We start from the raw sequence: 25,678 nt of genomic DNA, 5'->3' as shown, positions 1-25,678 counted from the left end.
AACACGGCTGCAACACGAACAGAACCTGCGTACACGACATCGAAAACGCTGACCGGTTCACCCGGAAACCACTCGAAAGTGGTTGCCCGACGATGCGAAGGGACCTGTCCGGCCTGCTGCTGGCCTCCGCTGCGCTGCTTTGCCTGCCCGCGCCTGCGCGTGCCCAGGCCCTCGCCGCGATCTCCGGCGTCGACCAGGTCGGTGCGCTGCGCGCTGCGCTCGGGCAGGGCGCCTCGGCCGCCAGGTCCGGCGGCCGGTCGACGCGGAACTTTCCTGGGCAGCGCTTGTCTGTTCGGATTCGATGCATGGCAATCCGGACAACCTGAGGCACGGCCTCGAAGCGCCCGCGCTTGCGTGCACGCGACGAATGTTTCCCTTGCACGACAGGGGTTGCCTCCCGCATGTATCGACTCGGTATCGCGATCATCGTCGCATCCACGCTGCTTCCGTGCCCCACCGCTGCAGCCGGTTTCGACCTGCTCAATGCCGGTGTAAGGGCCCGGGTGGGCGAGAAGCGGGTGCTCGGGCAGGTGGCGCCAGAATCGTTCAACGCGTATGACCTGGTGGCGACGGTCCGGCTGCCCTGGCAGCGTTATCACGCCTCGGGCTGGGGTGTCGGCACCCGTGTCATCGCAAGTGCGGGCCTCATCCAAGGGGCGGGCAGGACGGCGCTTGTCGTGTCCGCGATACCCATGCTCGCGTTCGGCAGCCAGGACGGCCGCTTCACGATCGACCTGGGTGCGGGGCTGGCCTTGATCAGCGAGCACCGCTTCGCCAACCAGGACTTCGGAGGGGCCCTGCAGGGCGCCCTGACGTTCGGGGTTTCCGCGCCGCTCTACCGGCGAACCGGCATCGGCTACCGGTTCCAGCACTACTCCGACGCAGGCGCATACGGGTCGCACACCATCGGAGCGGATTTCCACATGGTCGAGTTCACCTACCGCTTCTGACCGGGCCGCATTGCGCAGGCCCGGTGACGACGCGCGGGATGCTCAGGCGCGTCGCGAATCCTGCAGGTGCTGGTGCAAGGGCACGACACCGACGAACACCGCGATCAATCCGGTGGCGAACGCGATGTCGTAGAGCAGCGTGATGCCATCCGCGTTGTGCACGGCCGCACCGGTGATGCACGCGAGCGCCACGACGAACAGGGCTGCGCCTGCCAGTTGGCGCAGGAGCGGATGCACGGGTGCCTGGCTGTCGGCGTCTGGCGTGCGAAGCAGCCCGCCAAGCAGCGCCAGGGCGACTGCGGCGACCACGCCCAGAACGTACCCCGATGCGAGCTCGTAGGTGACGTAGGCCGCCGGGTGGGTGGAAGGATCTGCGCTGGCGATGCCCAGTGCGTCGTGCGCGAAGTCGGTCATGGTCAGCGCGACGAACCAGACGAGTACTGCGACCGTGCCCACGAAGAGTCGAGGATCGAGGGGTACCTGCTCACCGGAAGTCGGCGGCGTGACTGACAAGGGCGTACCGGCAGGGCTCATCGCGTGACTCCTCCACGTATCGAAGCAAATGCCTCTGCACGCATAGACAGGAGCGGCTGCAGGATGGTTCCCCAGCGTCCGACAGGGGACGCTGGAGGCGTCTGGCAGCAGACTCTTGCCCAGGATGCGTGGACAGGGTGCCCTGGTTGCATCCCCGTCCCGTACGCCCGCGGGCGTACGGGATCAGGCGGCGACTTCCGCCCCTGACTTCGACTTCGCGCGCTTGCGCTCGTGCTCGAGCAGGTGGCGCTTGCGCACCCGGATCGACTTCGGCGTGACCTCGACCAGCTCGTCGTCCTCGATGAACTCGACTGCGTACTCGAGCGTGAGCTTGATCGGCGGTACCAGCACGATCGCCTCGTCGGTGCCCGAGGCGCGCACGTTGGTCAGCTTCTTGCCCTTGAGCGGATTGACGACCAGATCGTTGTCGCGCGAATGGATGCCGATGACCATGCCTTCGTACAGCTTCTCGCCCGGGCTCACGAACATGCGGCCGCGGTCCTGCAGGTTCCAGAGCGCGAAGGCGACCGCGTCGCCGGTGTCCTGCGAGATCAGCACGCCGTTGCGCCGGCCGGCCATCTCGCCCTTGGTGGGCGCATAGTCGTCGAACACATGGCTCATCAGCCCGGTGCCGCGGGTCAGGTTCATGAACTCGCCCTGAAAGCCGATCAGGCCACGGGCCGGTACGCGGTACTCGAGGCGCACGCGGCCACGGCCGTCCGGCACCATGTCCTGCAGGTCTGCACGGCGCTGGCCGAGGGCCTCCATCACGCCGCCCTGGTGCGCGTCTTCCACGTCGACGGTCAGCAATTCGTACGGCTCGCAGGTGACGCCGTCGACGACACGGGTGATCACGCGCGGGCGCCCGACCGCGAGCTCATAGCCTTCGCGGCGCATGTTCTCGATCAGGATGGTCAGATGCAGTTCGCCACGCCCGGACACCGCGAACACGTCGGTGTCGCCGGTCTCTTCGACGCGCAGCGCCATGTTGGTCAGCAGCTCCTTCGTCAGCCGCTCGCGGATCTGGCGGCTGGTGACGAACTTGCCTTCGGTGCCGGCCAATGGCGACGTATTGACCATGAAGTTCATGGTCAGCGTCGGCTCGTCTACCTTCAGCGGGGCGAGCGCCTCGGGATGGTCGATGTCGGTCAGCGTGGTGCCGATCGACAGTTCTTCGATGCCCGAGACGAGCACGATGTCGCCGGCCATGGCTTCGGCCATCTGCACCCGCTCGAGGCCCTGGAAGCCGAGCACCTGGTTGATGCGCGCCTTGCGCTGCGCGGTGTCGCCGAACAGCACCGCGACATCCATCGCCGGACGCAGCTTGCCGCGCCTGATGCGGCCGACGCCGATGCGGCCGACATAGCTCGAGTAGTCGAGCGCGCTGATCTGCAGCTGCAGCGGCCCTTCGGTGTCTTCAATCGGCGGTGCGGGGACGCGCTCGAGGACTGTCTGCAGCAGCGGCCTCAGGTCGCTGCCCGGTTTCTTCCAGTCGAGCGTGGCCCAGCCCTGCAACGCCGAGGCGTACACCACCGGGAAGTCGAGCTGTTCCTCGGTCGCGCCGAGCTTGTCGAACAGGTCGAACGTATGGTCGACCACCCAGTCGGGACGGGCACCGTCGCGGTCGACCTTGTTCACCACGACGATCGGCTTCAGGCCGAGGGCCAGTGCCTTCTTCGTCACGAAGCGGGTCTGCGGCATCGGGCCTTCGACTGCATCGACCAGCAGGAGCACGCCATCGACCATGCCGAGCACGCGCTCGACCTCGCCGCCGAAGTCGGCGTGGCCGGGGGTGTCGACGATATTGATGTGGACGCCGTCGAAGTCGAGCGCGCAGTTCTTCGCCAGGATGGTGATGCCGCGTTCCTTCTCGAGGTCGTTCGAGTCCATGACCCGTTCGGTCACTTTCTCGTGGGCGGCAAACGTGCCAGACTGGCGAAGCATTTTGTCGACCAGCGTAGTCTTGCCGTGGTCGACGTGGGCGATGATCGCGATGTTTCTGAGCGCGCGGGACATTGGGGGTGGCGTCCGTTCTGTGGCTGGGAAATCCGCACCGCTCGTGGCGGCATCGGATGGGTCATGCGGCGGGGTGCCGGCGGGGTGCCGACACGACGCCGACGATGGCGCTTTTAGCGCCGACAAAAGCCGACAAGTCTAGCACGGGCGCCCTGCATTTCCCTGTTCCAGCCATTACACTCGGCGGTTTGAGCGCAGAGAGATGGAACGTCGATGCCCCGCATTGCCCTCGATCAACTGACCGACCTGGCTGCCGCCACGCTGGTGAAGGCCGGTGCGGCACCGGCACAGGCGGCAGCCACCGCGCGCGCGCTGGTCGCGGCAGACCGCGATGACCTCGCGACGCATGGCGTGTCGCGCATCCCGCTGTACGTCGACCACCTGGCGACCGCGCGGGTTGACGGCAACGCCCGACCGGCGGTCGTCCATGAGCGCGGCGGCAGTTGCCTGATCGACGTGTGCGGCGGGCTCGCCTATGAAGCCTGCGAAATGGCCGTCGGTGAAGCGATCGCCCGCGCGCGCAGCCACGGCATCTCTCTGGTCGCGTTGACCAACAGCCACCACTACGGGGCCGCTGTCTATCATCTCGAACCGATCGCCGCGGCTGGCATGATCGGCCTGGCGCTGACCAATTCCCCCGGTGCGATCAACGCCTGGGGCGGGCGCCGGCCGGTGTTCGGCACCAATCCGATCGCGGCGGCGTTTCCGCGCGCGGCGAAACCGCCGGTGCTGATCGATCTTTCGCTGACTGAAGTGACCCGCGGCAAGATCATGATCGCCGCGAAGGAAGGGCGTCCGATCCCCGAGGGCTGGGCGGTCGACAAGGACGGCAACCCGACCACCGATGCGAAGGCCGCCCTCACTGGCAGTCTGTTCGCGATCGGCGGCGCCAAAGGTGCGATGCTCGCGATGATGGTCGAGCTCCTGTGTTGCGGGCTGACCGGGGCGGCGCTGGCCTTCGAGAACGACTCGTATTTCGAGCCCGGCAACAAGCCCCGCATCGGCCATACGCTGATTGCGATCGATCCCGGCTCCACGGCCGGCAGCGCGGTGTATTTCGAGCGCGTCGAGGCACTGATCGCTGCCATGCTGGCCGACCCCGGTGTACGTCTGCCGGGCGACCGCCGCTACGCTGCGCGCGCCCGGGCAGGTGCCGAAGGGGTCGACATCCCGGATACGCTTTACCGACAATTGCAGCAACTGGCCAGCCGCGCCTGAGCGCGGCGATGCCCAACACACGGATGGAACCGACATGACCGACCAGACGCTGACGCTCGTCGTCAACGGAAGTGCGCACGCCGTACAGTGCGACCCCGAAACGCCACTGCTCTACATCCTGCGCAACGACCTGTCGCTGAAGGGCGCCCGCTACGGCTGCGGTCAGGGCCAGTGCGGCGCCTGCACCGTGCTGGTCGACGGCAAGGCCGTGCAGTCGTGCAACGTGCCGGTGTCCGACTTCGCCGGCAAGTCGATCACCACGATCGAGGGCCTGGGCACCGCCGAGGCGCCGCATCCGCTGCAGCAGGCGTTCATCGACGAGCAGGCGGCACAGTGCGGCTACTGCGTGACCGGCATCGTGATGAGTGCCAAGGCGCTGCTCGACGTCAATCCGAAGCCCACGCGCGCCGAAATCACCGCCGCGCTGCGCGACAACCTGTGCCGTTGCGGTACCCATGCGCGGATCATCCGCGCGATCGAGCGCGCCGCCGCGGCGATGGCTGCCTGAACACCCCGAGAGGTCACGAACGATGTCGCGTACCAACGATTCCTCCCCGCTGCCCGGCAGCCTCTCCGTCAACCCGATCCTGGACAAGTGGGTGCGCCTGGTGCCTGGTGCCGCCGGCCCGGCCTCGCATGCGGTGACCGTGTCGCCCGGCAAGGTCGACATCGGCCAGGGCATCTCCACCGCGCTCGCGCAGATCGCCGCCGACGAGCTCGACGTCTCGCTGTCGCGCATCGTCATGAAGCCTGCCGGCACCGATGCGTCGCCGAACGAGGAGATGACCTCCAGCAGCCTGTCGATCGAGCACAGCGGCATCGCGATCCGCTTCGTCTGCGCCGAGATCCGCGGCACGCTGCTGCAGAAGGCCGCGCAGCAGCTGGGCGTGAGCGCCGAGCGGCTGACCGTCGACGACGGGGTGATCACCGCCGCCGGGGGCGGCAGCGTCACCTACTGGGACCTGCTCGAACCCGGGCTGTTCCATCGCGAGGCCACCGCCCAGTTCCGGCCCAAGGCCGTGGAAGACTTCAAGCTGATCGGCACCGACGTGCCGCGGCTGGACATTCCGGCGAAGGTCACCGGCAAACCGAGCTACGTGCACGACATGGTTCTGCCCGGCATGCTGCATGGTCGCGTCGTGCGCCCGCCGAGCTACGATGCACGCCTGCTGTCGATCGACGACGAGGCGGGGCTGCGTGCGATGCCCGGGTTGGTCGAGGTGGTGCGCGATGGCAGTTTCCTGGCGGTGATCTGCACGAAGGAAGAGCAGGCGATCCGCGCCGCGCGCGCCCTGCGCAACCGCGCGAAGTGGGACGACCGCACAAACCTGCCGGCGCAAGGTGCGGTGTACGACCATCTGAAGACGCTGCCCAAGACCGTGCACGTGGTGCACGAGAAGACCGACGATGCTGCGAAGGCAAAGGCGGCGAAGACGATGAAGGCGGCATTCACCAAGCCGTACATCGCACATGCCTCGATCGGCCCGTCCTGCGCGGTGGCAGTCTGGAACGACGGCAAGCCGGAGATCTGGTCGCACAGCCAGGGCATCTTTCCGCTGCGCGTCGACCTCTCCAAGTCGCTGCGCATGCCCGAGGCGGACATCACCGTCCACCATGCCGAAGGCGCGGGCTGCTACGGCCACAACGGTGCCGACGACGCGGCGCTCGACGCGGCGCTGGTCGCACGCGCGGTACCGGGGCGTCCGGTCAAGCTGCAGTGGTCGCGCGAGGACGAGTTCCAGTGGGAGCCCTTCGGCCCGGCGATGAGCGTCGAGGTCACGGCCTCGCTCGACGCCGGCGGCAACATCGTCGACTGGACCCATGAACTCTGGAGCAACACGCAGAGCACGCGGCCGGGCCGCCAGCCCGAGGGCACCTGGCTGATGGCGGGCTGGCACCTGGCCGATCCGCTGCCCAAGCCGCCGCCGCGGATGATCCCGCTGGCCGGTGGTGGCGGCAGCGACCGCAATGCGGTGCCGCTGTACGACCTGCCGAACTCGAAGGTGATCCACCACTTCATCACCGAGATGCCGGTGCGCGTGTCGGCGCTGCGCTCGCTCGGCGCGTTCGCCAACGTGTTCGCGATCGAGACCTTCATGGACGAACTGGCCGAGGCGGCCGGCGTCGACCCGGTCGAGTACCGGCTGCGCCACATGAAAGACCCGCGCGCCCGCGCGGTGATCGAGGCGGCGGCCGACCGTGCCGGCTGGAAGTCGCGCAAGGCCTCCGATGGCACGACCGGCATGGGTATCGCGTTCGCCCAGTACAAGAACAAGCAGTCCTACTGCGCGGTGGTGGCCGAGGTGTCGCTCGAGGAAGATCTGCGCGTCACCCGTTGCGTGGCGGCGGTCGAGGCGGGGCTTGCGATCAATCCGGACGGCATCATCAACCAGACCGAAGGCGGCGTGATCCAGGCGGTGTCGTGGACGTTGAAGGAGGCGGTGCCGTTCGACCCGTCCGGCGTACGCTGCATGACCTGGGACGACTATCCGATCCTGCGTTTCGACGAGGTGCCGGAGGTCGACGTGGTGCTGATCGACCGGCCGGACCAGAAGTCGCTCGGCGCCGGCGAGGCGGCGCAGGGTCCGACCGGGGCGGCGATCGCCAATGCGCTGGCGCATGCGATCGGCGTGCGCGTGCGCGACCTGCCGCTGACGAAGGACCAGATCGCGAAAGCGCTGGTCTGATGCCGGCGCGGCTGCCGGTGCCCGGGCGCGCGCCCCTGCGCAGGGGCGCGCGATGATCGGGCGCATCCTCGGCCGGCTGCTGAACCTGCCGGCCCTGCTGCGCTACATGCGCGAGCACCGGGCCGACCGGTCGGTCTGGGATCCGGCCGAAGACCTCGAGCTTCAGCTGTACGGCGCGATCTTCGGCAACAACTTCCTGCACTACGGATACTTCCGCGAGATCCCGGCCTCGGCCGACGAGATCAGCCTCGCCGACGTCAGCCGCGCGATGGACGACTATGCATCGCTGCTGGTCGACCGGGTGGAGCCGGGCGAGCGCGTGCTCGATGTCGGCTGCGGCATGGGAGGCCTGCTGAACCGGCTCGACCGCGCCGGCGCGAAGCCCACTGGCGTCACGCCGAACCGTGCGCATGCGCAGCACATCCGGGCCGGCTGGCCGCACATTCCGCTGATCGAAAGCCCGTTCGAGCAGGTCGACGCCGCGGCGATCGGGCCGAAGTTCGACGCGGTGATCAACGCCGAGTCTTTCCAGTACATCGACCTCGACCAGGGCCTGGCCAAGGTGAAGGCGCTGCTGGCACCCGGCGGGCGCTGGATCATCATCGACTACTACCGTCTGCAGCCGGGCACGAAGAACCGCTCGGGCCATGTGCTTTCCGACTTCGAAGCCGCGCTCGAGCGCCATGGCCTCGAGATCACAGAGCGGGTGGATGTCACCGAGAACTGCGTGCCGAGCCTCGCCTACGGCAGGCTGCTGGCCACCCGCTTCGCGCTGCCGATGGCACGCTTCGGCGCCGACAAGCTGTTCCTGAAGCAGCGGCTGCTCGGCTACCTGTTTCGCGACACGCTGAAGGCGAAGCTCGACGGCGTGCGGCTCGACACGCTCGACCCGGACGTGTTCCGGCGCGAGAAGCGCTACCTGCTGTTCACGATCCGCCGCCGCGAAGGCTGACGCCCGACGCTGCTTCCGGGGCGGGGTCTGCTCGGCCGCGCGCGTGGCGTGAACGATGGTGCCGGCATGCCGGCACCGGCTACCATCCGGCTTTCGTCCGTGAAGGAGAGTGCCGGTGCCAGCGTCGCTACCGCAGTTCGCGCCCGGGGGCTATCGATTCGTCCCCGGCCCGTTCCAGTATTCGGCCGGCGTCGCCGCCGAGCCCGGCTTCGAGATCGTGCGCGCCCGTTTCCTGCGCCCGGTAGCGCTGGTCGAGGGCTTCGCAGCGATCGAGCGCCACCTCGCCTCGGTCGGCCGCACGCCGCTGGCGTTCTGCCAGTGCGAGCTGCGCTCTCCCGCCCCGTTCACCGAGGAGGGCTTCGTCTCGTTCAACCGCGCGTATGTCGGCACCCTCGAACGCTGGGGGCTGATCCGCGACGGTGTGAATCCGGTCGCTCGAAGCAATGTCTGCCCCGAACTCGACAAGCCGCCGGTACCCAGCCTGTTCGCGTTCTCGTACACCGTGCCGTCGGCCGATGCGCCGCCCACCTTCGTCGTCGCGGGTAGCGCCGAGGCCCCGGAAGGCAAGGGCCACTACGAGAGCCATATCGTCCGCCGCGGCGAGACGTCGCCCGATGCCATCGTCGAGAAGGCGCGCTGGGTCCTGGGCGAGATGGAGCGGCGGATGGCTTCGCTCGGCTTCGCCTGGCCCGACATCACCGCCGCGCAGCTCTACACGATCCACGATCCGCATCCGTTCCTCGCGGCTGAGCTCGCGGGCCGCGGTGCGATGCGCGCCGGCCTGACCTGGCACTGGGTGCGTCCGCCGGTGCTCGATCTCGAGTACGAGATGGACGTACGCGGCGTGCGCCGCGAGCTCGTGCTCGACGCAGGCTGAGCGCAGGCAGCGCCAGCCCAGGCGGCTACCCGGGGCTCAGCCGCGAGCGCGCCGGGTGCCGGCGGGGGCAGCCCCGGGATCGCGGTCCTGCTCATGCTCGGCGGCGAGCAGCGACAGCAGCCGCGCCAGCGTGTTGCGGTCGGCTTCGCCGAGTACGTCGAGCAGCCGTGCCTGTTCGGCGAAGTGGCGTTCGATCACCCGGTTGGCCAGCTTCAGTCCCCTCGGGGTCAGTCGCACCGCGCTCGACCGCGCATCGAGCGGATCGGGCTCGCGCATCACCCAGCCCATCGCCTCGGCGCGCGCGATGCGGTTGGTGATCGCGCCCGACGTGAGCAGTGCCTGGCGGTAGAGGGCCGTCGGCGTCAGCCGATAGGGCGGGCCCTGCCGCAGCAGCGCACCGAGCACGGCGAAGGTCTCCCAGGTCAGGTCGAACTCGGCGAGCCAGCCATCGGCGCGCCGCTGGAAGATCCGCGCCAGGCGCGTGATGCGCCCGATCACCTCGGTCGGTGCCGGGTCGAGGTCGAGGCGGCTCGCGCGCCACTGCGCGACGAACTGCCCCACCGCATCATCCGCCTGATGTCTTGACATTGAGATAACTCGGGAATAGCGTCCGGCCTTCGACCGCGCGATTGTACGCGGCGGCGGACACTGCCCGGGAAGCCCTACGATGAAGACGCAGCGCATCAGCTATGTACCGTTCGAACAGATCCACGACCCGCGCATGCGCGCCGAGCTCGAGCGGTGCGCGCGCGACGGCACGCCGCGTCCCGAGAGCTCCGCGGTGCGTGCCCACGTGCCGGAATGCTTCTGGTTCTTCGCCGACTCGTGGGAGAAGATTTTCCGCAACGGCGTCGTCGAGCATGCGATCAAGGAACTCTGCCGGGTGTACGTATCGCGTTCGGTGATCTGCGAATTCTGCGGCAACCAGCGCTCGATCAAGGGTGCATCCGAAGGACTGACCGAGGCGAAGTACGACGACCTGATCAACTTCGAGAAGTCGACGAAGTACGACGAGCGGCAGAAGGCGGCCCTTGCCTATGCCGAGGCGATCGTCTGGCGGCTCGACACCGACGACGCGTTCTGGAAGCGCATGCATGCGAGCTTCAACGAAGCGGAACTGGTCGAACTCGGCTGTGCGATCGGACTGACCTACGGCCAGCAGAGCTGGCTGCGCCTGCTCAACATCGAGCACCATCAGTATCTCGCCGGCACCGACGGTTCGATGGCGCCCGGCTTCGAGACCGCCGATGCCCTCGCGCAATCGAAGGCTTCGCCCGAGTACTGGGCGGCACGCAAGGCCGGGCAGGCCGGAGCCGGAAAGCTGGTGTGAACCCGTCCGTACGCATGCCTGACTTCGGCGGCGGGACGCCGTAAGATCGGAGCGTGGGGGCGCGTGGCCGTCGGTGGCCGTGCCGCGAACGCCCCGCGGACGAGACGACGGAGCGAGCAAGCGTGAAGATCCTGGTGTTGGGTGCCGGTGCGATCGGCGGCTATTACGGCGGACGGCTGGTCGAGGCCGGCGCAGATGTCACCTTCCTCGTTCGAGACCGCCGGCTGGCGCAACTCGCGCGCGACGGCCTGGTGATCGAAAGCCCTGTCTGCGGCGATGCGCGGCTGAAGGTCGATGCGATCACCGCAGCCGACCCTACGAAGGCCTTCGACCTCGTGCTGCTCACCAGCAAGGCTTACGACCTCGATGCGGCCATCGAGGCGGTACGCCCGGCGATCGGGCCGGGCACCGCGATACTGCCGCTGCTCAACGGCTATGCGCATGTCGACCGACTGGTGGCCGTGTTCGGCGCGCAGCGGGTGATCGGCGGGCTGGCGAAGATCCAGGCCACGCTGAGCCCGGAGGGCGTGGTGAAGCACCTGAACGACTGGCGCTACATCACGTTCGGCGAACTGGACGGGCACGCGTCCGAACGTGTCGCGCAACTGAAGGCGCTGTTCGACCGCACCTCGGTCATCGCCACGGTCTCTTCGGCCATCCGACACGATCTCTGGATCAAGCTGGTCCACCTGTCCACCGTGGCCGGCATGACCTGCCTGATGCGCGGCAGCGTCGGCGAGATCGCCCGCACGCCCGATGGCACGCGACTGCTCAATGCGTTCTTCGACCTGAACATAGAGATCGCGACGCGGGCCGGCTGCGCGCCGAAGCAGGGCTTCATCGACGAGTTCCGGGCGCTGTTCGGCAACCGCGATGCAGCCTACAGCGCATCGATGGCGCGCGACATCGAGCGGGGCGGGCCGATCGAGGCCGAGCACATCCTCGGCTTCATGCTCGAGCGCTGCCGGGCATTCGGACTGGACGACACGCTGCACACCGTCGCCTATACGCACTGCATGACGTATCAGGCGCGGCGCGCGGCAGGCCGCCTGCCGTGAGGCGTGCCGCACGCAGGACACGCGCCTGCAGGCCACGCCGCGGCCAGCGGCGATGACCCCGTACGATCCGATCTTCGCCGACGGCCCTGGCACTGGCCTGGCGCATCCCGCTTCGTACTGGCTCGACACTGCCGGTCCACTGCCGGCCGACGATGGCCCGGCACCCGCGGCGCTGGATACCGAGGTCGCGGTGATCGGCGGCGGCTACACCGGGCTGTCGACCGCACTGCACCTCGCGCGGCGCGGTCATCGCGTCACCGTGCTGGAGGCGAACCGTCCGGGCTGGGGCTGCAGCGGGCGCAACGGCGGCTTCGCGCGCATGGCGTTCGGACGCCTGTCGTTCAGCGACATGGTGTCGCGCTTCGGCCTGCCCGGGGCAAAGGTGCTGTTCGGGCACACGAAGGCCTCGCTCGACAACGTCCGCCAGATGATCCGCGAGGGTGGCATCGATTGCGATGCGTCCGAGGCTGGCTACCTGAAGGTCGCGCCGAAACCGGGGCGCGCCGCGGCGCTGGCGGCTGAAGCACGGCTGATGCAGCGCGAACTCGACTACCCGGCCGAGTTCATCGATGCCCGGACCCTGCAGCGCGACCATCTCGGCGGTGCCCAGTCGTTCGGTGCGCTGCGCATACCGGATGCGCTGGCGCTGCATCCGCTCAAGCTCGCCGCCGGCGTGCTGCGCATGGCACGTGCCGCCGGCGCGGTGGTGCACGCTTCGAGTCCGGTCACCGGCTGGCGCAAGGACGGCGCGACCCATGTGCTGTCGACGCCCCAGGGAACGGTACGTGCCGCGCAGGTCGTGATCGGCACCAACGGCTACACGCCGCCCGGCCTGCACCGCGACCTGAACGCCGCGATGATGCCCATCCTCTCGCACATCATCGTGACCCGCCCGATGACCGATGCCGAGGTGGCGAGTACCAACTTCATCACCGGCCATGTGCTGACCGACGCACGCAAGCTGATGTTCTACTGGCGGCGGTTGCCCGACCGGCGCATCCTGTTCGGTGGCCGCGGGCTGATCGCCGACACCCCGGGCCGCACGGCGAGCCATCGCGATTACCTGTACCGCGAACTGATCGCCAAGTATCCGTCGCTCGACGGCATCGGCATCGAACACGACTGGCATGGATGGGTCGCGTTCACGCGCGACTTCCTGCCGCGCATCCGCTGCGCGGCAGACGACTCGACCGTTCACTATGCGGTCGGCTACCAGGGCAGTGGCGTGTCGCTGTCTCTGTATGCAGGCAGGCTGATCGCGGCACGGATTGCCGGCGATGCGGCCGAGCCGGTGATCGAGGCCGCCGGGCATCCGGTGCGGCCCTTCCCGCTGCATCGCCTGATGCGGATCCCCCAGCGCGCGCTGTTCTACTGGTACCGGTTCCTCGACAGCAGGCCCTGAGAGCTTCGGGCCTTCAGGGGATTGGCCAGCCGATCCATTCGCAGACGCCGCGGCCCATGATCCATTCCTTGTCCGATGCCGACAGCCATGGGATCTCGTCGATGAACATCGTCACATGCTGCCGGTAGGGGATCGGCGAACGGGACAGGTCGGTGCCCCAGAACAGCCGCTTCGGCCCGAATGCATCGTAGGCGCGGCGCAGGTGGCCGTGCAGCGAGCGGTAGGGGTAGCTGTCGTTCGTGTAGCAGGGCAGCGCGCTGGCCTTCGCGGCGACATTCGGGCGCTTCGCGATCGCCAGCAGCTTGTCGAAGTCGGCGAAAGCCTCGGCGTCGCGCTGCTTGCTGTTCAGGCCGAAATGGTCCATCACCAGCCGCAGGTCCGGATAGCGCGCCGCGACCTTGTCGATCTCCGGTACCAGCCGGTGCGGTACCAGCACGTAGATCGGCACGCCGGCTTTCTCTGCCTCGCCCCACACCCAGTCCATGTGACCTTCGGTGAGCAGGGCCTCGAGCATCGGCAGGTGGAAGGTGAAACGCAGGCCGAGCATGCCAGGCTGGCTGCGCCATGCCGCGAGCGTGCCGCGCGCGGCCGGGTCTTGCGGGTCGATGCGGCCCATCGTCGCGAACCGGGTGGGGTGCGCGAGGTGGGCGGCGATCGCCAGGTCGTTGCGGTCGCCCTCCCAGGAGGGGGGGACGATCACCACGCGATCGACGCCCGCTTCATCCATCTCGCGCAGCAGGTCGGTGTGGTCCAGCGGGATCGGCCGCTGCGCCTCGGCGCGCTTCGGCCAGGGGCGGTCCGGCGTGTCGGCGCCCCAGATGTGTACCTGCGAATCGACGATCAGCATCGCCACTCTCCTCGTTGCCCGTTCCGGGCTGTCGTTGTGTACGGCGTGTACGGCGCGGCCGGCAGCCGCGCCTGTGTCATCCGGTGCGCTTCATCCAGCGCACCGGCAGGGCTACCGCATCGGCACCGCCCATGCCTTCCTTCGAGGCTTCGTCGAACACGTCGAGGGCGCGCTGGGTCACCGGCAGGGTCGCCCCGAGCGATGCGGCTTCGTCGATCATCGTCTGCAGGTCCTTGCGGATCAGGTCGACATCGAAGGTGACCGGCCCGGTGTCGCCGCCGGCCATCGCGCGTGCGACGGTGGGACCGCGTACCTTGAGCACGTTCGGGCCGCCGGAGGTATCGGCCAGGATGTCCATGATCCTTGCCGGCTCCAGGCCCAGCGGCTTGATCAGCGTCAGCGCCTCGCCGAGTGCCTGCCAGTAGACCAGCAGCGGCAGGTTGATCGCCAGCTTCATGCTCGCCCCGGCGCCGGCCGGGCCGATGTGCTCCACCCGCCGGCAGAGCTGGTCGAGCAGCGGCTTCGCACGCGCGAAATCTTCCGCGCTGCCGCCGGCGAAGCCGAGCAGCTTGCCGTCGCGCGCAGGTCCGGTAGTACCGCCGACCGGGCATTCGATCACTGCCGCGCCCGTCGCCTTCAGTCGTTCGGCGAGGCTGCGCTGGGTCTCCGGGCGCAGCGTACTCATCTCGATCACCAGCTTTCCGGCCAGGCTGCCGGTGGCCGCGCCCGCCGCGCCGAAGTAGGTGGCCTCGACGGCCTTCGCGTCGGCCACGATGCTGAGGATGGCCTCGCTCGCCTCGGCCAGCGCGCGCGGGCTCGTGCACACCTGCGCGCCCGCGGCTACCAGGGCCTGCGCCTTCTCCGGCGAGCGGTTCCACACGAACACTTCATGGCCGAGGCCGAGCAGGCGTGTCGCCATTGCCGCGCCCATGCGGCCGATACCCAGGATTCCGATCTTCAAGGATGCTGCCTCCACGGTTGAAAGAACACGAACTTGACACCGCTTGCGCCCGCCGTCAATTTAGGTGCGTGCGGACATGTGCACGGGCATGCAGGCATCGACGAACGGCAGGCAGCGCGGCGAACCGACGCGGCCGGGGGGAGGATCCGATGGCAACGAATGAAGGCGCGGCACCCGCGCAGGCGACAGGGCCTGCCGTCCTCGCAGAGGAGGGCGGTACCGTGCGCGATGGCATGCATTGCGCGTTCGATGTCCCGATCCCGATGGACGACGGCGTCGTGCTGCGTGCGGACGTGTATCGTCCCCTGGCGGGCGGACCGTGGCCTGTGCTGCTGACCTACGGCCCGTATGCGAAGGGGCTGGCCTTCCAGGAAGGCTATCCGAGCGCCTGGCAGCGCATGGTCGCCGAGCATCCGGATGTCGCCCACGGGTCGAGCAACCGCTACCAGAACTGGGAAGTGGTCGACCCCGAGAAATGGGTGCCGGAGGGCTACGTCTGCGTGCGGGTGGATTCCCGCGGGGCCGGCCGCTCGCCGGGGTTCATCGACCCGTTCTCCCCGCGCGAGACGCGCGACTTCCACGACTGCATCGAATGGGCCGGGGTGCAGCCGTGGTCGAACGGCAAGGTCGGGCTGAACGGCGTGTCGTACTTCGGCATCAATCAGTGGCACGTGGCGTCGCTGCAGCCGCCGCACCTGGCTGCGATGTGCATCTGGGAGGGCGCTGCCGACTGGTACCGCGACATGACACACCACGGCGGCATCCTGTCGACCTTCTGGGCCAACTGGTACGACATGCAGGTGAAGACCGTGCAGTACGGGCTTGGCGAGCGCGGCGCGCGCAGCCGGGTGACCGGCGCGCTGGTGTGCGGCGACGAGACCCTGTCCGACGAACAGCTCGCGGCGAACCGCTGCAACTTCGGCGACGAGATCCTCGCGCATCCGTTCGACGATGACTGGCACCGCGCGCGTTCGCCCCGGTGGGACCGGGTGATGGTGCCCTTCCTGTCTGCCGCCAACTGGGGCGGACAGGGGCTGCATCCGCGCGGCAACTTCGAAGGCTTCCTGCGCGCGGCATCCCCGCACAAGTGGCTCGAGGCACACGGCCTGGAGCACTGGACCCATTTCTACACCGACTACGGCCGACGCCTGCAGCTGCGCTTCTTCGACCACTTCCTGAAGGGCATCGACAACGGGCAGGACCGTATGCCGCCGGTGCTGCTGCAGGTGCGCCATGTCGATCGCTTCGTCGAACGCGCGGAGCAGGAATGGCCGATCGCGCGCACGCGCTGGACGAAGCTGCACCTCGATCCGTCGGCAGGCACGCTCGAGGCGCAGCCGCCGACGCGCGCGTGCACCGGCACGTTCGAGGCTATGGGCGATGGCATCACCTTCCTGGCCGCGCCGTGCGCGCGCGACACCGAGGTCACCGGTCCGCTCGCGCTGCGCCTCTGGGTGTCGTCGACGACGACCGATGCCGACCTGTTCGCGGTGTTCCGGGTGTTCACGCCCGACCTGCGCGAGGTCGTGTTCATGGGCGCGATCGATCCGCATACCCCGATCGCGCAGGGCTGGCTGCGGGCGTCGCACCGTCGGCTCGATCCGGCGCTGTCCACCGAGTGGCGGCCCTACCACCTGCACGATCGGGCTGAGCCACTGGCGCCTGGGGAGCCAGTCGCGCTCGACATCGAGCTGTGGCCGACCTCGATCGTGGTGCCGGCCGGCCACCGCCTGGCGTTGACCGTGCGCGGCCGCGACTACGAATGGCAGGCATCGACCGGAGCGCGGCTGTCGAATTTCAAGAACGAACTGAAGGGCTGCGGCCCGTTCCTGCACGACGATCCGCGCGATCGGCCACGGGCGGTGTTCGCCGGGCGCACTACCCTGCACGCCGGGCCCGGCCGCGAAGCGTGGCTGCTGCTGCCGGTGATCGAATGAAGCCGATGATCCCGATCAACCTGCACCGAGGAGAAGGACGATGACCCTGGACCTTTACGGATTCTGGCGCTCGCTCGCCACCTTGCGCGTACGTATCGCGCTCAACCTGAAAGGGCTGGACTACCGCGAGCATCCGATCGACCTGTTCTCGGGCGAACAGTACGCGGCGTCGTTTCGCGCGATCAACCCGATGGCCGCGGTGCCGGTCCTGGTCGAGGATGGCCAGCCACCGCTCACGCAGTCGATGGCCATCCTCGAATACCTGGAAGAGGCTTACCCGCAGCCGCCGCTGCTGCCGGCCGCGCCGCGCGCCCGCGCCCATGTACGTGCGCTGGCGATGACCTTCGTGTCCGATGCACACCCACTGGTGGTACCACGGGTGCGCAGCTACCTGTCGGACGTGCTCGGGCTGGAAGAGCCCGTGCGCATGGCGTGGATCGAGCACTGGAGCCTTACCGCGCTGCGGGCGGTCGAGCAGCAGCTCGCCGGCGCGACCGGTTCTTTCTGCGCTGGAGCATCGCCGACGATCGCGGACATCTGCCTGGTCGCCCACGTGGTCGGCGCGCGGCTGTCCAGGTTCGATCTCTCGGCGTTCCAGACCTGCAACCGGATAGCCGACCATTGCCTGCAGCTGGACGCCTTCGCCCGGGCGCATCCGCTCAGGCAGCAGGGCGCGCCCGTGTCGAGCTGACGGGCCGTATGGCCGGGTGACGGAGTTCGCCGGGGCGAGTCCGCCCGCGAGACCGCCGGCGCGGCCCCGCAGGCGGCGTTCCGGGGCTCAGCTGCCCGACGGCACCTTGCCCTCGACGCCGGCGACGAAGAAGTCGACCTTGTCCTTCCACGCGCGGTCGGCTTTCTGGTCTTTCGGCAGGCGCTCCTTGCCGGCGTTGTCGACGATCGGTCCGGTGAACACTTCGAAGCTGTCGTCTTTCAGCCCGGCCTTGACCTTCGCGATCTGCGCCTTCGTCTCTTCCGGGACGACGTCGGCGATCTTCACCAGGTCGTTCAGGTCTTCCTTCACGCCCCAGATCGTGCGGCCGGTCTGCCAGGACCCCTTCAGCACGTCGTCGATCGCCTTGATGTAGTAGGGCCCCCAGTTGATGATCGCCGAGGCCAGGTGGGCTTTCGGGCCGAAGGCGCTCATGTCGCTGTCCCAGCCGAATGCGTACTTGCCGTTCTTCTCGGCCGTCTGCAGCACGGCGGTGGAGTCGGTGTTCTGCAGCAGCACGTCGGCGCCCTGGTTGATCAGCGTCTGCGCCGCCTCGCTCTCGCGAGCCGGGTCGAACCAGGTGTTCACCCAGACCACGCGGGTGCGCACCTTCGGGTTCACGCTGCGTGCACCCAGCGTGTAGGCGTTGATGTTGCGCAGCACCTCCGGGATCGGGAACGAACCGACGAAGCCCAGCGTGCCGGTCTTCGTCATGCGGCCCGCGATGACGCCGGCGAGGTAGGCATCCTGGTAGAGGCTGGCATCGTAGATGCGCATGTTCGGCGCGCTCTTGTAGCCGGTCGCGTGCTCGAACTTCACGTCGGGGAATTCACCGGCCACCTTCAGCATCGGCTCCATGTAGCCGAACGAGGTCGCGAATATGATCTTGTTGCCCTGCTGGGCCAGGTCGCGGATCACCCGCTCGGCATCCGCGCCTTCGGGCACCTTCTCGACGAAGCTGGTGCTGACCGCGCTGCCGAACTTCGCCTCGACCGCCTTGCGGCCGAGGTCGTGCGCAAACGACCAGCCGGCGTCTCCGACCGGACCGACGTAGATCCACGCTGCCTTCAGCGGATCAGCCTTCTTCGGCTCGGCCTTCGCCTCGGCCTTCGGCGCGGCCGGCTCCTGCTTGCCACAGGCCGAGAGCACGCCTGCGGCAGCGAGTGCGGACAGGCTGCCAGCCACGCTGATGAGATGGCGTCTGGAACGATCGGTCATGGAACGGGTCTCCTGGGTTGAAATCGGGTTGGCGAAAGGTACGGGCTACGACCGGTCCACGCAAGGATCGGCCCGGATGTTGATCGTACAGGGTCAGTCGGCGTGGAAAGGCCGACCCAGTGAGGCCGGCATGTTGGCGCGTATCCACGCCGGATTACGGCTGATCAGCGCCAGCACGACGATCGTCGCGACGTAGGGCAGCATGGCCAGCAGCTGGCTGGCGATCGCCACGCCCTGCGCCTGCAGGTGGAACTGCAGCAGCGTGACGCCACCGAACAGCCAGGCGCCGAGCAGCACCCGGCCGGGACGCCAGGTGGCGAAGGTGGTGAGCGCCAGGGCGATCCAGCCGCGTCCGGCCACCAGTCCTTCGACCCACATCGGCGCGTAGACCACCGACAGGCAGGCACCGGCCACGCCGCACAATGCACCGCCCGTGACCACCGCCGCGAAGCGGATGAGGCGCACCGGATAGCCGAGCGCATGCGCCGACTCCGGAGACTCGCCGATCGCGCGCAGTACCAGCCCGGCACGCGTGCGGTAGAGCAGCCATGCGACGGCCACGGTCAGCGCGAGTGACAGCCAGACAATCGGATGCTGACCGAACAGCAGCGGGCCGATCAGCGGCAGTTCAGCCAGCCAGTGTCCGATCGACCCGGCCAGCGGTGCCACCGGGTCGCCCAGCTTCCTGCCGACATAGCCGATGCCGACGAAGGCGGAGAAGCCGCCTCCGAACAGCGACAGCGCCAGCCCTGCCGCATACTGGTTCGCGTTGAGCCCGATCACCAGCAATCCGAAGACAGCCGCCGCGGTGGCCCCGGCGAGCGCGCCGGCACCGAGCGCGAGCACTTCGCTGCCGGTGCCGAAAGCGGTGGCGAAGCCCGCGACTGCGGCAATCAGCATCATCCCCTCGGCCCCGAGGTTGACCACCCCGGCCTTCTCGTTGATCAGCAGCCCCAGCCCTGCGAGCACCAGTGGCGTGCCCGAGGCGATGGCAGCGGCAAGCAGCAGCACGGTCTCGTTCACGATGACACCGGCCTGGCGCGCTGCCAGCGCACGCGGGAATGGATCAGGGTGTCGCAGGCGAGCAGCATGAACAGCATCGAACCCTGGAACACGCCGGTGAGCGCGCCGGGCAGGCCGAGGCGCGACTGCGCATACTCGCCACCGATGAGCATCATCGACAGCAGGATGGCGGCCAGCAGGATACCCACCGGATGCAGCCGGCCGACGAAGACGACGATGATCGCGGTGAATCCGTAGCCGGTGGAAACGTGCGGCGTCAGCTGGCGCAGCGGTCCCGCCACTTCCATCGCACCGGCCAGCCCTGCCATGCCACCGGAGACGAGCAGCGCAGTCCAGAGCGCGCGTCGGGCGGAGAAACCTGCGTAGCGCGCCGCCGCTGGCGCCTGTCCGGACACGTCGAGCTGGAAACCGCGCCAGGAGCGGAACAGCACGAACCAGAACAGTGGTACCGCGAGCAGCGCCAGCACGAAGCCCCAGTGCAGCCGCGTGCCGGCCATCAGCGGCGGCAGCCAGGTCGACGCAGCGAAGGTCGACGTCTGCGGGAAGTTGAAGCCCGCAGGATCTTTCCACGGCCCGAATACCAGGTAACCGAGCAGCTGCTGCGCCACGTAGACCAGCATCAGGCTGACCAGGATCTCGTTGGCGTTGCAGCGGTCGCGCAGCAGCGCGGTGATCGCGGCCCAGGCGGCCCCGCCGGCCACGCCGGCGAGCAGCACCAGCGGCAGTTGCAGCGGGCGCCCCGCGAGTGTCGCGAAGACGCCGTCGCCAGCCGCGAGGCTGCCCAGCGCACCGTGCGGCCCGCCGATCCAGAGCGCCATGCCGCCTGCAGCGATCGCACCCAGCAGGAACTGTCCTTCTGCGCCCACGTTCCAGATGTTGCTGCGGTAGCACAGCGACAGCCCGAGCGCGCAAAGCGCCAGTGGCGTGGCCTTGAGCAGTACTTCGCTCGCCGGCCGCCAGCCGGACAGCGGCTCGATGAAGAAAACCGACAGCCCGCGCCACGGGTCCTTGCCGAGTGCGACGAACAGCACGGCAGCAAGCAGCGCGGTCAGCAGCAGCGCGATCAGCGGCGAGGCGATCGACATCGCCGCGCTGGGCCGGCCGCGCGGTTCGAACCTGGGCAGGAAGGTCGCGCGTATCATCGGGCAGCCGGCACTGCGGCTGCGGCAGCATCGGCCATCACCGCCTGTGGCCAGAGCCCGGACATCCATTCGCCGATCCGTGCGGGCGAGGCATCGGCGATCGGCAGCGACGGCGACAGGCGGCCGCGTGCGATCACCTGCAGGCGGTCGCACAGTGCGAACAGTTCGTCGAGGTCTTCGCTCACTACCAGCAGCGCACCGCCGCGCTCGCGCAGCGCGAGCAGTTCGGCGCGGATCAGTGCGGCGGCGCCGACGTCGACGCCCCAGGTCGGTTGTGCGACGACCAGTACCCGGGGGGCGGCATCGATCTCGCGCCCGACGATGAACTTCTGCAGGTTGCCGCCGGACAGCGAGCGCGCGGCGCTGGCCGGGCCCTCGGCACGGACGCCGAAGCGCTCGATCAGGCGCCGCGCCAGCGCTCGCATGGCGTCCGGCTTCAGGCAGCCGCCGCGGCCGACACCCTCGTCGCGGGTGAGCAGAGTGTTGCGGTCGAGCCCGAGTGCCGGTACCGCACCGCGCCCGAGCCGCTCCTCCGGCACGAAGTGCAGGCCGAGCCTGCGCCGCTCGCGCGGCCCGAGCCCGCCGACCGGATGCTCGAACAGCCGGATCGCGGCGCGATCGCCGGTGCGATCGACTGTACGTTCGCCCGACAGCGCCGCGAGCAGCGCCTGCTGGCCGTTGCCCGAGACGCCGGCGATGCCGAGGATCTCGCCGGTCCGCACCTGCAGCGATACCTGCTCCAGGGGCGTGCCATGCACCGTCTCGCCCTGCATCGACAACGCATGCACCGACAGGGCAACCGGGCCCGGGGCGACGTTCCTGCGGGTCAGTGGTGGGGGCTCGGTCCCGATCATCAGCCGCGACAGGCTGGCCGGGGTCTCCTGCGCGGGCACGACCTCGCCAGTCACCCGCCCGGCGCGCAGCACCGTGCAGCGGTCGCACAGCGCGCGGATCTCGTCGAGCTTGTGGCTCACGTAGAGGATCGAGCAGCCTTCGGCCGCCAGGCGCCGCAGGGTCGCGAACAGGCCGTCGATCGCCTGCGGGGCCAGCACCGAGGTCGGCTCGTCGAGGATCAGCAGCCTGGGCGCGCCGAGCAGCGCACGGATGATCTCCACGCGCTGGCGCTCGCCCACCGACAGGGCATGCACCGGGCTGCCCGGATCGACCGCGAGGTCGTAGCTGGTACCCATCGCCTCGATGCGGCGTGCGACCGAGGCCAGTGTTTCCCCGCGCGGCAGGCCGAGCCAGACGTTCTCGGCGACCGTCAGCGTCTCGAACAGGCTGAAGTGCTGGTAGACCATGCTGATGCCCAGCGCCTGCGCCATCGCGGGGCTGGCGAGTTGCACCGGTTCACCGTTCCAGCGTACGGTGCCCGCGTCGGGTCGCACCGAGCCGTGGATGATCTTCATCAGCGTGCTCTTGCCCGCGCCGTTCTCGCCGAGCACCGCATGGATTTCGCCCGCGGCGACGTGCAGGTCGATGCCGTCGTTCGCCTTCACCCCGGGGTAGTGGCGGGTGATGCCCTCGAGCTGCAGTCGGGGCGGCGGGCTTCCGGGGCGCGCGGCGGTAGGCTCGGACAAGGGCAGTGGTCGCCGGTCAGGCAAGGCTCGGGAGGTCTCGCTCCAGCGTAGACGCGTTTGCCGTGTTGCGCAACGTCTGTGGCTGGTCTCTGGCCGAACGGCCTGACCGGCCGTCAGTTCAGCCGGCGCGCGCCCTCGACCGTGCCGTACCAGTCGAACGGCTTGCCCGACACGTTGGTCATCACCGCCTTCACGTTGAAATGGGCGTCGAACGATTCGGTGCCGAACTCCGAACCGATGCCGGAATCCTTCACCCCGCCCCAGGGCGAGGCGGGATCGAGCCGGTGGTGGTCGTTGATCCAGAAGATGCCGCAGTCGACGCGGCGTGCGATCCGGTGCGCCCGCGCGACATCGGCGGTGCGCACGCCGGCGGCGAGTCCGTACGGCGAGTCGTTGGCGATGCGCACCGCTTCGTCCTCGGTGTCGAACGGGATCACCACGGTCACCGGCCCGAACACTTCCTCGCGCGCGATGGTCATCGATGGCGTGACGCCGGCGAACACGGTCGGCTCGAGGAAGTACCCGCCGGCCAGCGCGCCTTCGAGGTGGGCCGGCCGGCCGCCGCCGGTCACCGCATGCGCGCCCTCGTGCCGGGCGATGTCGACCAGGCGCAGCACGCGCTCGCGCTGGCGCGCCGAGATCACCGGACCCATCTGCGTGCCAGGCAGCGCCGGGTCGCCGACCCGGATCGCCGCAGCCTTGCGCGCGAGTCGCTCGACGAACTCGTCGTGGATGCTGCGCTGGACGATATGTCGTGCCGCGCAGACGCAGGTCTGGCCGGCGGCGATGAAGGCGCCGAACGCCGCGTAGTTCACCGCCTGTTCGAGGTCGTAGTCGTCGAAAACGATGACCGGCGTCTTGCCACCCAGTTCCATCGTCTGGTGCGCGAAGTGGCGCGCGGCCAGCGCGCCCGAGATCCGTCCGGCCTCGGTGCCGCCGGTCAGCACGAACTTGTCGATGCCGGGGTGTTCGGCAAGCGCCTTGCCGGTCGTCGCACCCAGGCCGGTCACGACGTTGAACACGCCAGCCGGCAGCCCGGCCTCGACGAAGATCTGCGCCAGCCGCAAGGTCGTCAGCGGCGTGTACTCGGAGCACTTGACCACGGTGGTGCATCCGGAGGCGAACACCGGGGCCAGGCTCTTCGCCATGATCATCAGCGGATGGTTGAACGGCGTGCAGTTGCCGACCACGCCGATCGGCGAGCGCTGGGTGTAGCAGAGATAGTCCCCCTCGACCGGGATCACCGCATCGCGACGCGCCAGCGCGAGCCCGGCGTTGTAGCGGAAAAAGTCCGGCAGGCGGCCGAGTTGTGCCCGCGTCTCGGTGATCGGCCGGCCGTTGTTGCGGGTCTCGAGCTGGTACAGCTCTTCCAGGTGGGCTTCCAGCGCATCGGCCAGCGTGTTGACGAGCCGTGCCCGGGCACGCACCGTCATCGTCGCCCAGGGGCCGCTGGCGAAGGCCCGGCGCGCGGACTGCACCGCGGCATCGACATCCGCGTCGGTGGCGTGGCCGATGCGCGCGATCACCTCGCCGCGCGAGGGGTCGAAGACATCGATCAGGTCCGCCGACGAGGCCGGACGCTCGGCGCCGTCGATGAACAGGCCACGGGTGGGGACGGCGTGGGTGGCGGTGGCAGACGTCGGCATCGGGGGCTCGCAGGCGTGAGGAGGGCAGAACGATAACCCGGCGGCGGACTGTCCGGGGTCTTGTCCGTGGCGCGCGGACGCGCCACCATTCCCGCCCGGATCGGGTCGCCCGGCGCTGCCAGTCAACCGTCCCTCGCCTATCCGCCATCCCCCATCCGCCAGACAAAGGACCTGCCATGCCCGTCATCGAAGTGACTGGACACGCCGTCGAATACCACCAGTGGGGTGGCCCGTCGGGCAGCAGCCCGGAACTGGTCCTGATCCATTCGCTGCTGACCGATGCCAGCGTGTTCGAGGGCATTGCCCCGGTGCTCGCCAGGTCGCGCCGGGTGACCACGATAAACCTGCCCGGGTATGGTGCGAGCGCGGCTCGCCCGCTGGAGACCATCGCCGGCTACGCCGCGTTCCTGCGCGAGGCGATGGACGCACTGGCACTGCCGGTGACGGCCGACCTGTTCGCCAACGGCTTCGGTGCGTTCGTCGCGACAGTCTTTGCGCTGGACAACCCGGGCCGCATCCGCCGGCTGGTGGTCGCCGACGTGAATGCGGGCTTCCCCGCGGAAGGGCGTCTGCCGTTCGGAATGATGGCCGGCAAGGTCACCGAGGGTGGCATGGAGACCGTGCTCGATGCCGCGATCGGCCGCATGTTTCCCGAACCGTTCCAGCAGGCCAACCCGGCCGTGGTCGCAGACCGCAAGCAGCGCCTGGCCACTGCCGACCCGGCTGCTTTCGCACGGGCCTGCCGCGCGCTGGCAGCCCTCGACCTGGCGGACCGGCTGCCTGCGCTGACGGTCCCGACCTGCGTCCTGTGCGGCGAACTCGACCGCACGACGCCGCCGGAACTGGCCGAGCGGATGGCATCGCTGATTCCGGGTGCGGGTTATGCTTCCATTCCCGGCAGCGGCCACTGTCCGATGCTCGAACAACCCACGGCGCTCGTCGCGCTGATCGAAGGAGCGCTCGCATGAATGGATTCCTCCGCGTCACCGCCGTCCTCGCGCTGTTCTGTTGCACGGCGGCCGCGTTCGCACAGGCGCCGCAGAACATCCGCATCCGGGCGACCATCACCGCGATCGACGGCGATGTGCTGTCGCTGAAGTCGCGCGACGGTACCGCGCTGAAGGTGCGCATGACCGGGAAGACCACGGTGGCGACCGCGCGTGCACTGCAACTCGCCGACCTGCCGAAGAATGCATTCGTCGGCGTCACCGCGGTGAAAGGAACCGACGGCGTGCTGGTCGCGCGCGAGGTGCACACGATCCCGAAGACCGCGAACGAGGGTCATACCGACTGGGACCTCGAACCGGGTGCATCGATGACCAACGCGTATCTCGAAGCCAGCGTGCAGACCAGCAGCGGCAACGAGATCACGATGGTCTACAAGGGGGGCATGCAGCGTATCCGTGTGCCGGCCGGCACGCCGGTGGTGACGACCGATCCGGCCGACCGGTCGGCGCTCGCGCCCGGTGTCTACGTGTTCATGGCAGCCGAGATCGGGCCCGACAACACGATCACCGCGCTGCGCATCCAGGCCGAGAAGGCTGGCGTGAAGCCGCCGCAGTAACGCGACCACCTTCTGCCGGAGCGGTAC

The 25,678-nt window shown here is 68.8% G+C and carries 23 protein-coding genes; 13 read left to right on the top strand and 10 right to left on the bottom strand.

Annotation, left to right across the window (positions count from 1 at the left end; translation table 11 throughout):
- The first annotated feature begins 401 nt into the window (after window positions 1-401).
- The gene (locus tag ING98_19630; protein MCA3104086.1) at window positions 402-950 is read left to right on the top strand and encodes an acyloxyacyl hydrolase; all 549 of its coding nucleotides are present in this window, start codon (window positions 402-404) and stop codon (window positions 948-950) included.
- A gap of 42 nt (window positions 951-992) precedes the next feature.
- On the opposite strand, the gene ING98_19625 is transcribed toward ING98_19630, so the two are convergent.
- Window positions 993-1,484 carry a hypothetical protein gene (locus ING98_19625; GenBank protein ID MCA3104085.1) on the bottom strand — a complete coding sequence of 164 codons (492 nt, stop codon included), beginning with the start codon at window positions 1,482-1,484 and terminating at the stop codon, window positions 993-995.
- Between the two features lie 183 nt (window positions 1,485-1,667).
- Window positions 1,668-3,500, bottom strand: coding sequence for a translational GTPase TypA (typA, locus tag ING98_19620; protein MCA3104084.1), 1,833 nt, complete (start codon window positions 3,498-3,500; stop codon window positions 1,668-1,670).
- Between the two features lie 213 nt (window positions 3,501-3,713).
- On the opposite strand from typA, the gene ING98_19615 reads away from it, so the two are divergent.
- From ING98_19615 to ING98_19595, 5 genes are all read left to right on the top strand, one after another.
- The gene (locus ING98_19615; GenBank protein ID MCA3104083.1) at window positions 3,714-4,718 is read left to right on the top strand and encodes an Ldh family oxidoreductase; all 1,005 of its coding nucleotides are present in this window, start codon (window positions 3,714-3,716) and stop codon (window positions 4,716-4,718) included.
- 34 nt (window positions 4,719-4,752) lie between these two features.
- Window positions 4,753-5,226 carry a (2Fe-2S)-binding protein gene (locus ING98_19610; GenBank protein ID MCA3104082.1) on the top strand — a complete coding sequence of 158 codons (474 nt, stop codon included), beginning with the start codon at window positions 4,753-4,755 and terminating at the stop codon, window positions 5,224-5,226.
- 22 nt (window positions 5,227-5,248) lie between these two features.
- A complete protein-coding gene (locus ING98_19605) occupies window positions 5,249-7,405 on the top strand; it encodes a xanthine dehydrogenase family protein molybdopterin-binding subunit (GenBank protein ID MCA3104081.1) in 2,157 nt (718 codons plus the stop codon).
- A 52-nt stretch (window positions 7,406-7,457) separates the two neighbouring features.
- Window positions 7,458-8,357: a methyltransferase domain-containing protein gene (locus tag ING98_19600; GenBank protein MCA3104080.1), complete on the top strand. Its 900-nt coding sequence runs from the start codon at window positions 7,458-7,460 to the stop codon at window positions 8,355-8,357.
- A gap of 115 nt (window positions 8,358-8,472) precedes the next feature.
- Window positions 8,473-9,234: a hypothetical protein gene (locus ING98_19595; GenBank protein MCA3104079.1), complete on the top strand. Its 762-nt coding sequence runs from the start codon at window positions 8,473-8,475 to the stop codon at window positions 9,232-9,234.
- Between the two features lie 36 nt (window positions 9,235-9,270).
- Here ING98_19595 and ING98_19590 read toward each other — a convergent pair whose 3' ends face one another.
- Window positions 9,271-9,822 (bottom strand): MarR family transcriptional regulator, encoded by a 552-nt coding sequence (locus ING98_19590; GenBank protein ID MCA3104078.1) that lies wholly within the window; start codon window positions 9,820-9,822, stop codon window positions 9,271-9,273.
- Window positions 9,823-9,901: 79 nt separating this feature from the next.
- On the opposite strand from ING98_19590, the gene ING98_19585 reads away from it, so the two are divergent.
- The 3 genes from ING98_19585 to ING98_19575 all read left to right on the top strand — a co-directional run bounded on the left by ING98_19585 (window position 9,902) and on the right by ING98_19575 (window position 13,024).
- On the top strand, window positions 9,902-10,564 hold the full coding sequence (locus tag ING98_19585) for a carboxymuconolactone decarboxylase family protein (protein MCA3104077.1): 663 nt from the start codon (window positions 9,902-9,904) through the stop codon (window positions 10,562-10,564).
- A gap of 122 nt (window positions 10,565-10,686) precedes the next feature.
- Window positions 10,687-11,622, top strand: coding sequence for a ketopantoate reductase family protein (locus tag ING98_19580; protein ID MCA3104076.1), 936 nt, complete (start codon window positions 10,687-10,689; stop codon window positions 11,620-11,622).
- Window positions 11,623-11,674: 52 nt separating this feature from the next.
- Window positions 11,675-13,024: an FAD-dependent oxidoreductase gene (locus ING98_19575; protein ID MCA3104075.1), complete on the top strand. Its 1,350-nt coding sequence runs from the start codon at window positions 11,675-11,677 to the stop codon at window positions 13,022-13,024.
- 13 nt (window positions 13,025-13,037) lie between these two features.
- On the opposite strand, the gene ING98_19570 is transcribed toward ING98_19575, so the two are convergent.
- Window positions 13,038-13,871 (bottom strand): amidohydrolase, encoded by an 834-nt coding sequence (locus ING98_19570; GenBank protein ID MCA3104074.1) that lies wholly within the window; start codon window positions 13,869-13,871, stop codon window positions 13,038-13,040.
- 76 nt (window positions 13,872-13,947) lie between these two features.
- A complete protein-coding gene (locus ING98_19565; protein MCA3104073.1) occupies window positions 13,948-14,832 on the bottom strand; it encodes an NAD(P)-dependent oxidoreductase in 885 nt (294 codons plus the stop codon).
- A gap of 233 nt (window positions 14,833-15,065) precedes the next feature.
- Between ING98_19565 and ING98_19560 the strand changes: the two genes are divergently transcribed.
- Both ING98_19560 and maiA read left to right on the top strand, forming a co-directional pair.
- Window positions 15,066-16,769 carry a CocE/NonD family hydrolase gene (locus ING98_19560; GenBank protein ID MCA3104072.1) on the top strand — a complete coding sequence of 568 codons (1,704 nt, stop codon included), beginning with the start codon at window positions 15,066-15,068 and terminating at the stop codon, window positions 16,767-16,769.
- 46 nt (window positions 16,770-16,815) lie between these two features.
- A complete protein-coding gene (gene maiA, locus ING98_19555; GenBank protein MCA3104071.1) occupies window positions 16,816-17,460 on the top strand; it encodes a maleylacetoacetate isomerase in 645 nt (214 codons plus the stop codon).
- Between the two features lie 87 nt (window positions 17,461-17,547).
- Here maiA and ING98_19550 read toward each other — a convergent pair whose 3' ends face one another.
- From ING98_19550 to ING98_19530, 5 genes are all read right to left on the bottom strand, one after another.
- The gene (locus tag ING98_19550) at window positions 17,548-18,696 is read right to left on the bottom strand and encodes a BMP family ABC transporter substrate-binding protein (GenBank protein MCA3104070.1); all 1,149 of its coding nucleotides are present in this window, start codon (window positions 18,694-18,696) and stop codon (window positions 17,548-17,550) included.
- A gap of 93 nt (window positions 18,697-18,789) precedes the next feature.
- The gene (locus ING98_19545) at window positions 18,790-19,719 is read right to left on the bottom strand and encodes an ABC transporter permease (protein ID MCA3104069.1); all 930 of its coding nucleotides are present in this window, start codon (window positions 19,717-19,719) and stop codon (window positions 18,790-18,792) included.
- Entirely contained in the window at window positions 19,716-20,804 is a 1,089-nt protein-coding gene (locus ING98_19540) for an ABC transporter permease (GenBank protein ID MCA3104068.1), read from the bottom strand. The genes ING98_19545 and ING98_19540 overlap by 4 nt, the downstream gene beginning before the upstream one ends.
- Window positions 20,805-20,857: 53 nt before the next feature.
- On the bottom strand, window positions 20,858-22,441 hold the full coding sequence (locus ING98_19535) for an ABC transporter ATP-binding protein (protein MCA3104067.1): 1,584 nt from the start codon (window positions 22,439-22,441) through the stop codon (window positions 20,858-20,860).
- A 113-nt stretch (window positions 22,442-22,554) separates the two neighbouring features.
- Window positions 22,555-24,087, bottom strand: a complete 1,533-nt coding sequence (locus ING98_19530; protein ID MCA3104066.1) for an aldehyde dehydrogenase — start codon at window positions 24,085-24,087, stop codon at window positions 22,555-22,557.
- A gap of 176 nt (window positions 24,088-24,263) precedes the next feature.
- Here ING98_19530 and ING98_19525 point away from each other — a divergent pair, with 176 nt between their 5' ends.
- A complete protein-coding gene (locus tag ING98_19525) occupies window positions 24,264-25,055 on the top strand; it encodes an alpha/beta fold hydrolase (protein ID MCA3104065.1) in 792 nt (263 codons plus the stop codon).
- Complete coding sequence (locus ING98_19520) at window positions 25,052-25,651, top strand: hypothetical protein (protein ID MCA3104064.1); 600 nt, start codon at window positions 25,052-25,054, stop codon at window positions 25,649-25,651. Before ING98_19525 ends, ING98_19520 begins: the two co-directional genes overlap by 4 nt.
- Window positions 25,652-25,678 lie beyond the last annotated feature (27 nt).

It is taken from the genome of Rhodocyclaceae bacterium, from assembly GCA_020248265.1.
Classification (GTDB): Bacteria; Pseudomonadota; Gammaproteobacteria; order Burkholderiales; family CAIKXV01; genus CAIKXV01.
Note: the sequence above shows the minus strand (reverse complement) of the source record. Positions and strands in the feature narration are given on the sequence as shown.